General features: G+C 40.6%; 12 protein-coding genes. 11 read left to right on the top strand and 1 reads right to left on the bottom strand.

The genetic code is table 11. The features are described from left to right. Positions 1-245 precede the first annotated feature (245 nt). The 7 genes from HMPREF9456_RS04145 (at position 246) to HMPREF9456_RS04115 (ending at position 8,280) form a co-directional block, all read left to right on the top strand. Positions 246-3,713 carry a protein O-mannosyl-transferase family gene (locus HMPREF9456_RS04145; RefSeq protein WP_006842211.1) on the top strand — a complete coding sequence of 1,156 codons (3,468 nt, stop codon included), beginning with the start codon at positions 246-248 and terminating at the stop codon, positions 3,711-3,713. A gap of 63 nt (positions 3,714-3,776) precedes the next feature. Further along, positions 3,777-4,388 carry a polysaccharide deacetylase family protein gene (locus tag HMPREF9456_RS04140; RefSeq protein WP_018074760.1) on the top strand — a complete coding sequence of 204 codons (612 nt, stop codon included), beginning with the start codon at positions 3,777-3,779 and terminating at the stop codon, positions 4,386-4,388. A gap of 191 nt (positions 4,389-4,579) precedes the next feature. After that, on the top strand, positions 4,580-5,317 hold the full coding sequence (locus HMPREF9456_RS04135) for a NigD1/NigD2 family lipoprotein (RefSeq protein WP_006842209.1): 738 nt from the start codon (positions 4,580-4,582) through the stop codon (positions 5,315-5,317). A gap of 248 nt (positions 5,318-5,565) precedes the next feature. Continuing rightward, entirely contained in the window at positions 5,566-6,279 is a 714-nt protein-coding gene (locus HMPREF9456_RS04130; RefSeq protein WP_006842208.1) for a terminase small subunit-like protein, read from the top strand. Between the two features lie 164 nt (positions 6,280-6,443). After that, positions 6,444-7,553 carry a DNA replication/repair protein RecF gene (recF, locus tag HMPREF9456_RS04125; protein ID WP_006842207.1) on the top strand — a complete coding sequence of 370 codons (1,110 nt, stop codon included), beginning with the start codon at positions 6,444-6,446 and terminating at the stop codon, positions 7,551-7,553. Next, on the top strand, positions 7,550-7,843 hold the full coding sequence (locus HMPREF9456_RS04120; protein WP_006842206.1) for a DciA family protein: 294 nt from the start codon (positions 7,550-7,552) through the stop codon (positions 7,841-7,843). Before recF ends, HMPREF9456_RS04120 begins: the two co-directional genes overlap by 4 nt. Positions 7,844-7,848: 5 nt before the next feature. Then, on the top strand, positions 7,849-8,280 hold the full coding sequence (locus HMPREF9456_RS04115; RefSeq protein ID WP_006842205.1) for an acyl-CoA thioesterase: 432 nt from the start codon (positions 7,849-7,851) through the stop codon (positions 8,278-8,280). Between the two features lie 36 nt (positions 8,281-8,316). Here the strand turns inward: HMPREF9456_RS04115 and HMPREF9456_RS04110 are convergent, their stop codons facing one another. Beyond that, on the bottom strand, positions 8,317-9,321 hold the full coding sequence (locus HMPREF9456_RS04110) for a metallophosphoesterase family protein (protein ID WP_006842204.1): 1,005 nt from the start codon (positions 9,319-9,321) through the stop codon (positions 8,317-8,319). A gap of 362 nt (positions 9,322-9,683) precedes the next feature. On the opposite strand from HMPREF9456_RS04110, the gene trpB reads away from it, so the two are divergent. The 4 genes from trpB to HMPREF9456_RS04090 are packed head-to-tail and all read left to right on the top strand — an operon-like array spanning position 9,684 to position 14,266. Next, positions 9,684-10,868, top strand: coding sequence for a tryptophan synthase subunit beta (gene trpB, locus HMPREF9456_RS04105; RefSeq protein ID WP_006842203.1), 1,185 nt, complete (start codon positions 9,684-9,686; stop codon positions 10,866-10,868). 34 nt (positions 10,869-10,902) lie between these two features. Continuing rightward, positions 10,903-12,309, top strand: coding sequence for an anthranilate synthase component I family protein (locus HMPREF9456_RS04100; protein WP_006842202.1), 1,407 nt, complete (start codon positions 10,903-10,905; stop codon positions 12,307-12,309). A gap of 14 nt (positions 12,310-12,323) precedes the next feature. Further along, the gene (locus tag HMPREF9456_RS04095) at positions 12,324-12,890 is read left to right on the top strand and encodes an anthranilate synthase component II (protein ID WP_006842201.1); all 567 of its coding nucleotides are present in this window, start codon (positions 12,324-12,326) and stop codon (positions 12,888-12,890) included. A gap of 11 nt (positions 12,891-12,901) precedes the next feature. Next, the gene (locus HMPREF9456_RS04090) at positions 12,902-14,266 is read left to right on the top strand and encodes a TrpB-like pyridoxal phosphate-dependent enzyme (RefSeq protein ID WP_185091199.1); all 1,365 of its coding nucleotides are present in this window, start codon (positions 12,902-12,904) and stop codon (positions 14,264-14,266) included. Positions 14,267-14,270: the final 4 nt, after the last annotated feature.

Raw genomic sequence — 14,270 nt, 5'->3', positions numbered from 1 at the left:
TGTTTAGCAAATGTAGAAAAAAATAAGAACACATACCCGCATATTATTTAAAGAAATGTGGCTCATCATCTAACTCCTTGTTTCAAAGAGAAAGGAAAACCCTCTATTTTAAGAAGTTTTTGAATTTAGCAACTAAAAACCAAGCAATAAAAAATAATACTTTCGGTGATTTAACTATCTTTGCACCCAAATGTATAAAAAACAACTGTTTAATCAAGCAGCATATCATTCAATAACTGTTCATTATGAAGAAATATAACCTGATAAACAATATTTTTGGTTGGTTTAGTTTTGCCGTAGCCGCTATTGTTTACCTGATGACAATTGAACCTACAGCCAGTTTTTGGGATTGTGGCGAGTTTATTACTTCAGCCTATAAACTGGAAGTTGGACATCCCCCGGGTGCGCCATTCTTTATGCTCACAGGGAAGTTCTTTTCGTTATTTGCTTCCGATCCCAGCCAAGTTGCTGCAATGATAAATAGTATGTCTGCACTATTAAGTGCACTCACCATACTATTTTTGTTTTGGACTATTACACATCTTGCTAAAAAGCTCATATATACCGATACTGACAAAGAAATGACTATGGGACAACTTATAGCCATCATCGGAAGCGGATTGGTTGGGGCTCTTACATATACATTTACCGACACATTCTGGTTTTCGGCTGTCGAGGGTGAAGTGTATGCATACTCGTCTATGTTTACCGCCCTTGTATTCTGGTTAATCCTGAAATGGGAAAACCGAGCCGATCAGCCCGGAGCAGACAAGTGGCTTGTAATTATAGCCTATGCAATGGGATTATCTATAGGTGTCCACTTGCTTAACTTACTTTGTATCCCTGCCATTGTTTTGGTATATTACTTCAAAAAAGCGAAACACGCTGATGTAAAAGGCATATTGCTTGCGTTGGCAGGCTCACTGTTGCTTATTGTAATTCTTATGTATGGTATTATCCCGGGATTTACAAAAGTAGGAGCATGGTTCGAGATGCTGTTTGTCAATAGCCTCGGATTCTCATATAATACAGGTGCGTTATCATATATTCTGCTGACAGTAATTTCTATTATTTGGGCAATATATGAAACTCTTTCATCGAAGGGAAGCATCAAAAGAGCCAAGATCGCTACATTTATTGCTTTAGCTCTAAGCGGCGTTGTATTTATAGGCTCTAGTGTAGTACTGTGGATCGTTTTGATTGCTGCACTCGCTGGTTTCTTGTTCTTTTATAAAGGAATCAACGCTCGTTTTCTGAATACAACCGTTCTGTGTCTACTTGTTATACTGGTAGGTTATTCATCGTTTGCTTTAATCCCTATCCGTTCGATAGCGAATACTCCGATGGATCAGAACTCTCCCGAAAACGTATTTACGCTGGCAAGTTACCTCAACCGTGAACAGTATGGCGACAGACCGCTATTCTATGGCAGGACGTATGCTTCAACCGAGAAGAAAGACCCTTCTACAGGCAGAATGGCAGCACCTGAAAGCGAAAAGAAAACATACGATAAGATAGTAAAGAAGTCACCTGACCAAAAAGACGAATACGTAGTAACAGGTACGATCCCTACATACGCTACCACCAACAATATGTTGTTGCCTCGTATGTATTCGACCGAAGACAGACATGTTCTGGGTTATCAGATCTGGGCAAACATCAAAGACCCATCTGTGCCTCCGACAATGTTTGAGAACATGAAATTCTTCTTTAGCTACCAGCTAGACTTTATGTACTTCCGCTACTTTATGTGGAATTTCTCCGGCCGTCAGAATGATATTCAGTCGGTAGGAAATATAAGCAACGGTAACTGGATCACAGGTATCAGCTTTATTGACGAATTACTCGGACGTGGACCACAGGGGAATCTTCCTCCTGATATTGCAGAAAACAAAGGACATAATAAATATTACATGTTGCCGCTCATACTGGGTATACTCGGTATTGTTTTCCAATTGACCAAAGGACGTAAAGGAGAGCAACAATTCCTTGTAACGTTTATGTTATTCTTTATGACAGGTATCGCTATTATCATATACCTGAACCAGCAACCATTCGAACCACGTGAGCGTGACTATGCTTATGCCGGATCGTTCTATGCCTTCTGTATATGGATCGGGTTTGGTGTCGCCTTTATATGGAAAACATTAAGCAAATGGGTGCCAAGCACTATAGCAGCCGGAATCTCAACAGCTTTATCTCTGTTTATACCGATACAAATGGCAGGACAAAACTGGGACGACCACGACCGCTCTAACAGATATACAATGCGTGACTTTGGTATGAACTACCTCAGAGGATGCGAGCCGAATAGTATTTTATTCTCGATGGGAGACAACGATACATTCCCATTATGGTATGCACAGGAAGTAGAAGGTTTCCGCACCGATGTGCGTGTATGTAACCTCAGCTACCTGCAAACAGACTGGTATGTAGACCAAATGCGTCGTCAGGCATACGATTCGTCGCCACTGCCTATCAGCTGGGAAGAAGACCGTTATCAAGGGTCTAAAGGACAATCGGCTTACGTTCTGTCTCGAAAAGATATTGAAAGCATTATTACCCGCGAGCTCAAAAACTCTCAGGACGGAGCATGGCTGGGAAGAATCAACTTCAACGACTATTATGATACATCAGCATATAAAGATACTATGCAAGTGAGCGAGGTATTGGATATACTGAAAACAAAAGATAACTATGCTCCTCGCAATCCATTCGGTATCGACAAAGGCGTTGTAATACCAAGTAGTGTATTGAAAATGTCTGTGAACGAATCGAAAGTAGACTGGAAGAAAATGGGTGCAAGCCCTCAATCACAGTTTATATTCAATCTTGGAGACAACAAGGGAGGTATCTACAGACAGGAAATGATGATATTGGAAATGCTGAACAATATCAACAACGACGACTGGAAACGTGGCATCTATTATGCGATGACTATCGGCGAACCACCTTTGAAACTGGAGAAACAATCCATCAAGGAAGGTATTATATGCCGCATCATTCCGGGTGTAGCAGACAGTACAGGAGTAAATACCGATGTGATGTTCGACAACATGGTCAACAAATATAAATGGGGAGGCATCGAAAATCCGAAAGTATATTTGGATGAAAACAACCTCAGAATGTGCCGCACGTTCCGTGTATTGTTTGGCGAACTGATCTCTGCCTTGTTAGAAAAAGGCGACAATGAGAAAGCACTCCAAGCACTAGATGCATGTATAACAAAAATACCGGGCAACACTGTTCCGCGCGGTGGAGAATCTGTTATGTTTGCTGAAGCATATTACCAACTCGGACATGCAGACAAGGCTCAAAAAATAATAGACGAAATCATGTACAGATCAAACGGCTCTTTGGAATGGTACGCCAGTATGAAACAAACAGACATGATCACATGCAGTTCTGATATACGGGATAATATAAATACCGAAATTCAGATCTTGGATATCTATCAACGCTACGACAGAGCTAAATATAAAGTGCTCCTCAACAAATTGATGAGCCTATCTGAACTGTACCTTAGCAATGGGGTAAGCTTCAGTGAAAGCAGACACCCTCTCGATTATCTTATGCGGGTAACAATGAGAGGCTTCTACCTGTCGGGTGAAGATACTATAGCGGAAAAAGAAGAACATGCAATGGCCGAACACATCGCCGGTCTGATGCAGAAATATAATCCTCGTCTTTTGCAAAAATACAGATCTAACTAGAATAAATAAACAAACAGATAATCGTGAATACTTACGATTATCTGTTTGTTTATTATATCGATTATGCTAATAGAACAACCCCCTAAGATATACCGGATGCTGTTTCCGGGAGCATTGTGGCGTAAACCTGTAGAAGGACAAAAAACAGTCTATCTCACATTCGATGATGGACCGATACCTGACATTACCCCGTGGGTATTAGATCTTTTGGACAAATATGAAATTAAAGCGACATTTTTCTGTGTAGGAGACAATGTTCGCAAACATCCCGATATCTATAAAATGGTATTGGAAAGAGGGCATCGTGTAGGAAATCATACTTTCAACCATGTACAAGGTATACGAAAACTCTCAAAAAGATACCTTGAAAATACCCGACTGGCTTCGGAATATATCGATTCGGAACTATTCCGTCCGCCACATGGCCACATGCGAGTACCTCAGTTCTTTACCCTGAGACGTTATTATAAAATTGTGATGTGGGATGTTGTTACCAGAGATTACAGTAAACTAATGACTCCTGAAAAGGTGTTCGAAAACGTAAAAAGATATACCCGTGATGGTTCTGTGATCGTTTTTCACGACTCGCTAAAAGCCGAGAAGAACATGAAACATGCTCTACCCCAAAGTATAGAGTGGCTAAAAGAACAAGGGTACACGTTTAAACTTCTGTAAAAAAAACATCCTATTTTCATAGTATATTCCCGGCTATCAGATAGGGTCAACCAATCAACTACAGGCTATAATCTCCCGTATTGTTAATAGATGAGATATTTATTAATATATTTTAATTATAGCATGCTGCAACTTTTCTGACATCTAACTCATCATATATATAGAATCAAATAATTAATGATGTTAGAACTATGAAAGCGTTGAAACTTTTTTTAATGACTATTGGGATCATCGGCATGACTATCTTTTTTCAGTCGTGTTTGGATGATGATGATGACTCAAGTTGGAGGTATCCAAATGCACTTGTAACTGTAAAGCCGACTAGCGGAAATTCTTTTTTCCTACAGCTGGACGAAAAGACAACATTACTGCCTACCAATATGACAACTTCGCCTTACGGCAACAGAGAAGTCAGGGCACTTGTCAACTACGACGAAGTAGACAAACCTAGCCAAGGATACACGAAGGCTATACATATAAACTGGATAGACAGCATCCTTACAAAACAAACCGTTCCCAACTTAGGTGCTGAAAACGATGCAAAATACGGAACAGATCCTATCGAAATAGTGAACGACTGGGTAACTATTGCCGAAGACGGCTATCTTACTCTCAGATTCAGAACTTTGTTCGGTGATGCAACTAAGACGCATTACGTAAATCTGTTAGTAAACACAAATCCTTCAAACCCTTACGAACTGGAATTCAGACATAATGCAAGTGGAGATACCTATGGACGTGAAGCTGATGGATTAGTAGCATTTAATATCAACAACTTACCGGATACGGAAGGTAAAACAGTGAAGTTAAAATTGAAATGGAAATCATTCAGCGGCAACAAGTCTACCGAATTTGATTTCACTACACGTAAATCAACACCTCAGAGCTCGGCAATTACAGCTCAGAGAAGTGTTTCGAACATAAAATAACTTCTAGCTATAAATAAAACTCTAAAAAGCGGGTTCATCATCATAAACGGTCGGATTTTTTTCCGACCGTTTTTTGTTTATAACTTATCTTTTTTTATCCACAAATTGTTCTGGCAACTGTAGGGGTGATCCCTTGTGGTCGCCCGAATATAAACGGGCAGGGACAAGCCACTGCCCCTACCTCTCTCCTGCTTATTCATCACTTTTCTAAACAATTATCTATTATAAACAACATTATTATAACAGATATGGCAAAGTATACCGAAAGACTGGCAGAAAAGATTGTCTCGCTGATAGAAGAAGACACATATTCTATCACAGAAATTTGCAAACACCTGAAAATAACCCGCAAATCATTCTATGAATGGCGAGATAAGAAACCCGAGTTTAGAAAAGCAATTGAAGCAGCAATTGAAAGCCGGGATGAGACGTTGGCAATCACTGCCCGCCGATCGTTAAGGAAAAAGTTGGAAGGTTATACCCTCACAGAAGTGCGAACAACTTATGTTCCAGACAAAGAGAATCCCGACAAACTAGTACTAAAAACCCGTGTAGTCAGACAAAAAGAGTATGCCCCCGACACACATGCTATCAGGTTGGTATTGTCGCACAACGAAACAAAGCAAGAAGAGGACAAAGAGCACAGTCAACCCTTAACGATAATCGTACAAGACCCCAAAACGAAAGATAGTTTGAATGAGCTGCGAGAGAAACTGATGAATAATGCACCGTTCGAAAAGAAAATAGAAAAGGAAGAGGTTGTTTCTGAGCCGACCGAACAAATATCGCATTCTGATAACTTGCAGGATGTACAGATTGAAGATGAGGGCGAAACAGTAACTCAAGAGAAAGAAGAATCGGAATATGTTTTTATCAGGGACTATTGCCTCCCTCCACCCCATTTGTACCGAAAAGTGAAAAGGAGCGAAGTAAAAGAAGGTGACATAATACGACCATACTGAAAAGTGTCACTTTTGTCACCTTTTTCAGAGTAAACAAATAAGAACAAACACGTTACACTTATACCGATTTATTACCTTTGATGTTTAGATGTAACTATTGGATTAAAAACTTTAGTAACCCTCACAAAAAATCGTATTTTTGTATTCTATTAATTCTACAGAGCATGATATTAGAGCGGTTATCCATCCTCAACTATAAAAATATAGAGCAGGCAGAACTCAATCTGTCTCCCAAGATCAATTGCTTCTTGGGTAGTAACGGTATGGGTAAAACAAACCTGTTGGACGCCATCTATTATCTCTCGTTCTGCAAAAGCCACAACAACCCTATCGACAGCCAAAATATAAGGCACGATGCCGATTTTGCTGTTATACAGGGATGGTATGTTTTGGGCGACAAGCAAGAAGAGTTCTTTTGCAGTCTCAGGCGTAAACAGAAGAAACAATTCAAGCGGAACAAAAAAGAATACGAACGCCTATCCGATCATATTGGTTTTCTGCCTCTTATCATGGTTTCTCCCTCCGACACCGAACTGATAAATGGAGGAAGTGACGAGCGAAGAAAATTTATGGATATGTTCCTTTCGCAGTTCGACAAGGAATACCTGCATTCTCTCATCCGCTACAATAAAGCCTTGCAACAGCGTAACGCACTTCTGAAAACGGATTCGTATATCGACGAGACCTTGTTCGACCTTTGGGACGAGCAATTGATAGAAGAAGGAAAGATTATCTATTCGAAACGTAAAGATTTTATCGAGAAATTCATTCCTATCTTTCAACGTTTCTATGATTTTATCTGTTTATCAAATGAGAAAGTAGAGCTACGGTACGAATCACATTTCGACGATGCAGACTTTGCACGTTCGCTGAAACAAAAGCGAGAGCGAGACCGCATATTAGGATACACGAGTATCGGTGTGCACAAAGATGACCTGGATATGCAGATGGATGGATATTCGATAAAACGAGTAGGGTCGCAAGGTCAGAACAAGACATACGTTGTTGCGTTGAAGCTTGCCCAATTCGATTTTCTACGAAAGGCAACCGAAACAACACCTGTGCTGTTACTCGACGATATATTCGACAAACTGGACTCAACACGTGTAGAACAAATAGTAAAACTTGTATTGGATAAAGACTTTGGGCAGATATTCGTTACCGATACAAACCGTGAACATCTCGACGAAATACTGTCGCATACAAACAGCAGTTATCACCTCTACGAGGTAAGCGGTGGCGAAGTCGTACAAAAGAAGAATAAAGCCTTATGAGAAAACGAAACACTGAAAGTATAGGTGAAGTACTCAGACAGTTTTTTGAAGAGAATCAATTCTTCAAAAGAAAGTTTGCAGAGAGCAGGGCTGTTACAGGCTGGTCGAAGCTTCTGGGGTCTATGATTTCATCTTATACAACAAATATTTACCTGCGGAATGGGGTGCTATATGTATCACTCAGCTCATCGGTATTACGTTCCGAGCTCATGATGGCTAAAGATAAATTAATAGCAAAATTGAATGAACATGCAGGCATGCCTGTTGTAAACGATATAGTATTCAGATAAGACAAATGGAAATAAAACCAGAAACATTTAAAGCTACACTCCCTGTTCAAATCCGGTTCAACGATATAGACGCACTAGGACATATAAACAACAATGTATACTTCAGTTTTTTTGATTTAGGAAAGACCAATTATTTTGAAGTAATTAAGCCTGCTTCCGTCAGTTGGATTGAGGGAATGATTGTACTCGCGCATATCGACGTGGACTTCTTTTCACCGATTTATTACAAAGAAAAGATTGTTGTTGATACCAAGATTACAAAGCTGGGCGACAAAAGCGGCGTATTTCTTCAGCAAATACGAAGTGTAAAAAACGATGAAGTAAAATGCCGTTGCGAATCCGTTTTCGTGACTTATGATGCAGATACACAATCGTCGATGCGCATACCCGACGTATGGCGTTCAGTCATTTCCAAATATGAAGGAGTAGAATTGTAAAGAGACTGTTTTTTTGACAGCCTCTCTACATTTATTCTATTGTTTTACTTCTGCTTTTTTGGCAAATGTATCAGGGTAAGTTACAGGGTATAACTTGTCACCACCCAGCAGTCGGATATAAGTAGAGAAAGTTCGTTTGCCTTCTTCGAGCTCTATGACACGGCATCCGTTCTTACCCAGGTTGTTGTACTCGGTATTGCCTCCCGAATAACGTCCATAAGCGAGATATATGTTATAGTATTCTCCTATATAATCGTTGTCGTGGTCGTGCCCTACAAAAGTACCCATCACATCTCCGGCTTCGCGCATGGCTGCAAACATTCCGGTGTTCATCTTTCCGTGGCATTCTTTCTCATCACGGCTTCCTATCAGCTGGTCGTATTTCTCAGCTTTCATCATCGAGTATTCAACCAACGGGATATGGAAAAAGGCAAGAGCAGGGTAAGGCACTCCGGCATTTTGTTTGGTGTATGCAGCACTTTGAGCTCTGTACCACTCTACCTGATTGAATGCAAGCCAGTCATAAGTACCAACCTCTTTGATAGGTGTATAAGCTCCCGAATCGAAAAAGTAAAGAACCGACTTTACCTTATCTTCTGAAGCTCCCTTCACCTCGAGGATATAGTTGCCTACTCCATTCAAAGACTTATCTCCTGCCTGAGCAAGACAGTATGGTTTGAGGGTTACGAAATCCATGAGTTCCTGTCGAGACGTTTCGTGTTCGTCATCATGGTTTCCGAATACGTAAGCCCAAGGTATCTTCCTTTTTATCACAAGGTTGAAGATATCATCAAGTCCTTCTTTCACAGGCTTCGCATAAATGACATCACCTGTGAATACAACTAAGTCGGGCTTTTCGGCATCAAGTACTTCACTGATTAGCTTTAAGGCAACTGCCGATTCGGGAACATTCTTCTTATAGTGGATATCGGTAAACTGGATAATCTTAAATTTACCATTGTTATTAAAGCTTAGCGACTTGTGTTGGGCATTCACTGAGATAGAAAATAAGATAAGGAGAGTGAGAATGAAATTACGCATGTTTTTTTATGTTTAAATATTATTATGTACGAATAGAATTTAGTGGTTGATACTGTCTTAACAAAGATATAAGCTTTCATAGTGATAAGCAAAGGGTGGATTAAAATTTAAACAATTCTTAATCAAATCAAAAAATATATGTCAAACATTTGTTCGTTTCATTTTTTTTATATCTTTGCAAGAGCAAAAAGAAAGTATAATGAATCTTCTATTAACAAATACATATTGGTGGTGGCACTCTCAACTCAAAAAGTCGTGAGCCAAATCGGTGTGTATTTACAAATAGAAAATTTTTAAAATACAAAGCCTATCGTAACTCACGATAGGCTTTTTTTATGACAATAAAATAAACACTATATAAGATGGAAAAATTCGCAGTTGATACAAATGGCTTTTATGGAGAATTTGGGGGTGCATATATCCCTGAGATTTTATATGACAATGTGGAAACATTAAAGAACTCATATCTGAACATCATAAACGACCCCAGTTTTCAGAAAGAATATAACGACTTGCTAAGAGATTATGCAGGACGCCCATCGCCTCTCTATTTAGCAAACAGGCTTTCCCAAAAATACGGATGCAAGATATATCTCAAACGTGAAGACCTCAATCATACAGGCTCACACAAGATAAACAATGCTTTAGGTCAAATCCTCATAGCCCGCCGTATGGGGAAGACACGCATACTTGCCGAAACAGGAGCAGGACAACATGGTGTAGCCACTGCCACTGTATGTGCTCTGATGAATATGGAGTGCATTGTATATATGGGAGCCACGGATGTTGCCCGCCAAAAACTCAATGTACAGAAGATGGAAATGTTGGGAGCTACAGTAGTTCCTGTAACCAGTGGAAACATGACATTGAAAGATGCGACAAATGAAGCTATCCGTGACTGGTGCAGTCATCCGTCCGATACTTATTATGTGATAGGTTCTACCATAGGGCCTCATCCTTATCCCGACATGGTAGCACGCCTGCAATCTGTAATAAGCGAAGAGATCCGTAAGCAGCTCTTAGAAAAAGAAGGACGTGAGACTCCTGATTATCTCATCGCTTGTGTAGGAGGAGGAAGCAATGCCGCCGGAACAATATATCACTTTATAGATGAGCCCCAAACAAAGATCGTACTTGCCGAAGCTGCCGGAAAAGGAATAGACTCAGGTGAGTCGGCTGCAACAATCCACTTAGGCAGATTAGGGATTATACATGGGTGTAAAACACTGCTCATGCAATCGGAGGACGGACAGATAGAAGAGCCTTACTCCATATCAGCCGGACTGGATTATCCGGGGATTGGACCGATGCACGCACACCTTGCTCAGATAGGTCGTTCTGAAGTACTTGCCGTGACGGACGATGAAGCGATGGAGGCTGCTTTTGAACTCACCATACTGGAAGGGATAATACCTGCCATAGAATCGGCTCATGCTCTGGGTGCACTGAACAAAAAGCAGTTCAATGCTGACGATGTAGTTGTGCTTTGCCTATCGGGGCGTGGCGACAAAGACATGGAAACCTATATAAACTATCGCAACCGCTAAACAAACAATAGATTAACAATATCAGACAAATAGTATGAAATACAATATACAGGTAAAGACGAAAAACCTTCTGGCAGATTTACAGACTCCTGTCGGAATTTATCTAAAGGTAAGAGATGTGTATCCGGAGTCTGCCTTACTGGAAAGTTCCGATTATCACGGTGGAGAAAACAGCTATTCTTTTATAGGTATAAGTCCTATTGCTAGATTCAGAGTAGACAATGATGAAATAACCATGACTTATCCGGACAATACAACCCATCAGGAAACCTTGCTAGGACACGAAAAGCTTACTGATAAGTTCAATGCTTTTATCAAGCAGTTTGATGTACAAGGAGAAAACAAGACAAATATAAACGGGTTCTTTGGATATACTTCTTACGATGCCATTCGCTATTTCGAGGCTGTTGATCCGGTGAATACAAAACTAAGAAATGCTGATGTCCCTGAATTTTACTACATATTATACCGTTTCATATTAGTTATTAATCACCTGAAGAATGAACTTACCATCGTAGAAAATATAGTGGAAGGCACTCAGGAAAAGACACCTGAACTTGAAGCTATCCTAACGAACAACAATATCCCATCCTACAATTTTGAAGCCATCGGAGACGAGCAATCGATGATCACAGATGAAGAGCATCAGGAAATGATAAAGAAAGGAATAGCACATTGCAAACGTGGTGATGTATTTCAGATTGTTCTTTCTCGCTGCTTCACCCAAAAATTTGCAGGAGACGATTTTAAAGTATATCGTTCTTTACGATCTATCAACCCTTCGCCATACCTCTTCTATTTCGACTTTGGTTCGTACCGCATTTTCGGTTCATCACCCGAAACTCATTGCAAGGTAACAAAAGACAAAGCTTATATAGACCCCATTGCCGGAACGTATTTCCGCACCGGAGACGATGAGAAAGACCGCATCCTTTCAGAGAACTTACTGAATGATGAAAAAGAAAATGCAGAGCATGTCATGCTTGTCGATTTGGCAAGGAATGATCTCAGCCGCAACTGTCACGACGTGCAAGTAGAATTTTACAAAAATGTTCAATTCTATTCGCATGTGATCCACCTCGTTTCTCGTGTAAGTGGGACTGTAGATAGAGACAATAACAGTATATCTGTTTTTGCCGATACATTTCCGGCCGGAACACTCTCGGGTGCGCCCAAAGTGCGAGCGATGCAACTGATACGTGATATCGAAAAACAAATGCGTGGTGTATATGGCGGCTGCATTGGCTATATAGGTTTTAACGGAGACCTTAATCAAGCTATTACAATACGTACATTCTTGAGTCGTAATAACACACTATACTATCAGGCAGGAGGAGGAATCGTATCTAAATCTAATCCCGAGACAGAGGTAATGGAGGTAAAAAACAAACTGGGAGCTTTAGCCAAAGCTATTCGGTTTGCAGAAGAATTAAAAAACTAAAAGTAACTTTCGATATGAAAATTCTGATATTCGACAACTACGATTCATTTACATACAATCTTGTTCATTTGGTAAAGGAGCTAGGTTATACAGATGTGGATGTTTTCAGGAATGACAAAATAGCACTTGAAGATGTTGCTAAATATGATAAAATTATTCTTTCTCCAGGTCCCGGTATCCCTTCCGAAGCCGGATTACTATTACCCCTGATAAAAGAATATGCAGGCAAAAAACCAATATTAGGTGTTTGCCTTGGACATCAGGCAATAGGCGAAGCTTTTGGTGCTCAGTTGAAAAACCTAGAAGATGTGTATCATGGAGTAGCAACCCGGATTAATATCACACAACCCGATTATATATTTGATACGCTAGGGAGCGAATTAGAAGTTGGGCGCTATCATTCTTGGATCGTAGACAATAACGGACTTCCAGACTCTATTGAAATAACAGCAACGGACAATAACGGGCAGATAATGGCGCTAAAGCATAAGGAGTTTGATGTGCATGGAGTACAATTCCATCCCGAGTCTGTTTTAACTCCTGCCGGAGAAACAATAGTAAAAAACTTTCTGAACCAATAATTAATACTAATATAATGAAAAAGAAAATCTTATTAAGCGAGAACGACATTCCTAGAAGCTGGTATAACATTGTGGCGGACATGAAAAACAAACCTCTACCACCGCTTCATCCGGCAACAAAAAAGCCATTGGAGGTAAGTGATCTGGAACCAATATTTGCGACAGAGCTAGCTAAACAGGAACTAAACGATACCGACCGTTGGATAGAAATACCCGAACCAATACGGGAACTATATAAAAATTACCGTCCTACACCGTTGGTAAGAGCCTACGGTCTAGAAAAAGCGTTGGACACACCGGCTCATATTTATTTCAAAAATGAGAGTGTCAGCCCTGTAGGTTCACACAAACTAAACTCGGCAATAGCACAGGCATATTACTGTAAAGAGCAGGGTATAACAAACATCACAACCGAAACCGGAGCTGGACAATGGGGTGCCGCCTTATCGTATGCAGCAAGTCATTTCGATCTGAATCTGGCTGTATATATGGTTAAGATCAGTTACCACCAGAAACCTTACCGCCGATCTATCATGCAGGCATATGGAGCCGAAGTTATAGCTTCGCCGAGTATGAGTACGAAAGCCGGACGTAAAATAATTACAGAAAACCCGACTTATCAGGGAAGCCTCGGCACAGCTATCTCGGAGGCCATAGAGCTGGCATTAAACACACCGAATTGTAGATATACATTAGGCAGTGTTCTGAATCATGTATCTCTGCATCAAACGATCATTGGGTTGGAGGCGGAAAAACAAATGGAAATAGCCGGAGAATATCCCGATATAGTAATAGGCTGTTTTGGCGGCGGATCGAATTTTTCCGGTATCACATTCCCTTTTCTGCGCCATAAACTGACCGAAGGAAAAGAAGTACGCCTGATTGCGGCAGAGCCAGCATCATGTCCTAAACTGACCCGAGGTAAATTCGAATATGACTTTGGTGACGAAGCCGGATATACACCACTACTACCGATGTACACACTTGGGCACAATTTTGCGCCGGCAAATATCCATGCGGGTGGCCTTCGGTACCATGGTGCAGGAACCATTGTCAGCCAGTTGAAAAAAGACGGATATATAGAAGCTGTAGATGTAAAGCAACTCGATACATTCGAAGCGGCTATATTGTTTGCTAAAGCGGAAGGTATAATTCCGGCTCCTGAATCATCACACGCTATACACACAGCTATTCAGGAAGCATTGAAAGCAAAAGAGGAAGGAAGGCAAAAAACAATTCTATTTAATCTATCGGGCCACGGGCTTATCGATATGGCTGCGTATGATCGTTATTTCGATGGAGAACTATCGAACCATGAGCTAGGCGACGAAGAGATTGCGAAAACAACAAATACACTAGAACATCTGGTTCCGTAAAATA

Origin of the sequence: Dysgonomonas mossii DSM 22836, assembly GCF_000213575.1 — a bacterium.
Classification (GTDB): Bacteria; Bacteroidota; Bacteroidia; order Bacteroidales; family Dysgonomonadaceae; genus Dysgonomonas; species Dysgonomonas mossii.
This window is presented reverse-complemented; position numbering and strand designations above follow the sequence as displayed.

Coding starts and splice junctions, on each gene's coding strand:
- HMPREF9456_RS04110 (WP_006842204.1), bottom strand. CDS start 9,321: ATGCGTAATTTCATTCTCACTCTCCTTATCTTATTTTCTATCTCAGTG.
- HMPREF9456_RS04115 (WP_006842205.1), top strand. CDS start 7,849: ATGGAAATAAAACCAGAAACATTTAAAGCTACACTCCCTGTTCAAATC.
- HMPREF9456_RS04140 (WP_018074760.1), top strand. CDS start 3,777: ATGCTAATAGAACAACCCCCTAAGATATACCGGATGCTGTTTCCGGGA.
- HMPREF9456_RS04100 (WP_006842202.1), top strand. CDS start 10,903: ATGAAATACAATATACAGGTAAAGACGAAAAACCTTCTGGCAGATTTA.
- HMPREF9456_RS04130 (WP_006842208.1), top strand. CDS start 5,566: ATGGCAAAGTATACCGAAAGACTGGCAGAAAAGATTGTCTCGCTGATA.
- recF (WP_006842207.1), top strand. CDS start 6,444: ATGATATTAGAGCGGTTATCCATCCTCAACTATAAAAATATAGAGCAG.
- HMPREF9456_RS04135 (WP_006842209.1), top strand. CDS start 4,580: ATGAAAGCGTTGAAACTTTTTTTAATGACTATTGGGATCATCGGCATG.
- HMPREF9456_RS04120 (WP_006842206.1), top strand. CDS start 7,550: ATGAGAAAACGAAACACTGAAAGTATAGGTGAAGTACTCAGACAGTTT.
- HMPREF9456_RS04145 (WP_006842211.1), top strand. CDS start 246: ATGAAGAAATATAACCTGATAAACAATATTTTTGGTTGGTTTAGTTTT.
- trpB (WP_006842203.1), top strand. CDS start 9,684: ATGGAAAAATTCGCAGTTGATACAAATGGCTTTTATGGAGAATTTGGG.
- HMPREF9456_RS04095 (WP_006842201.1), top strand. CDS start 12,324: ATGAAAATTCTGATATTCGACAACTACGATTCATTTACATACAATCTT.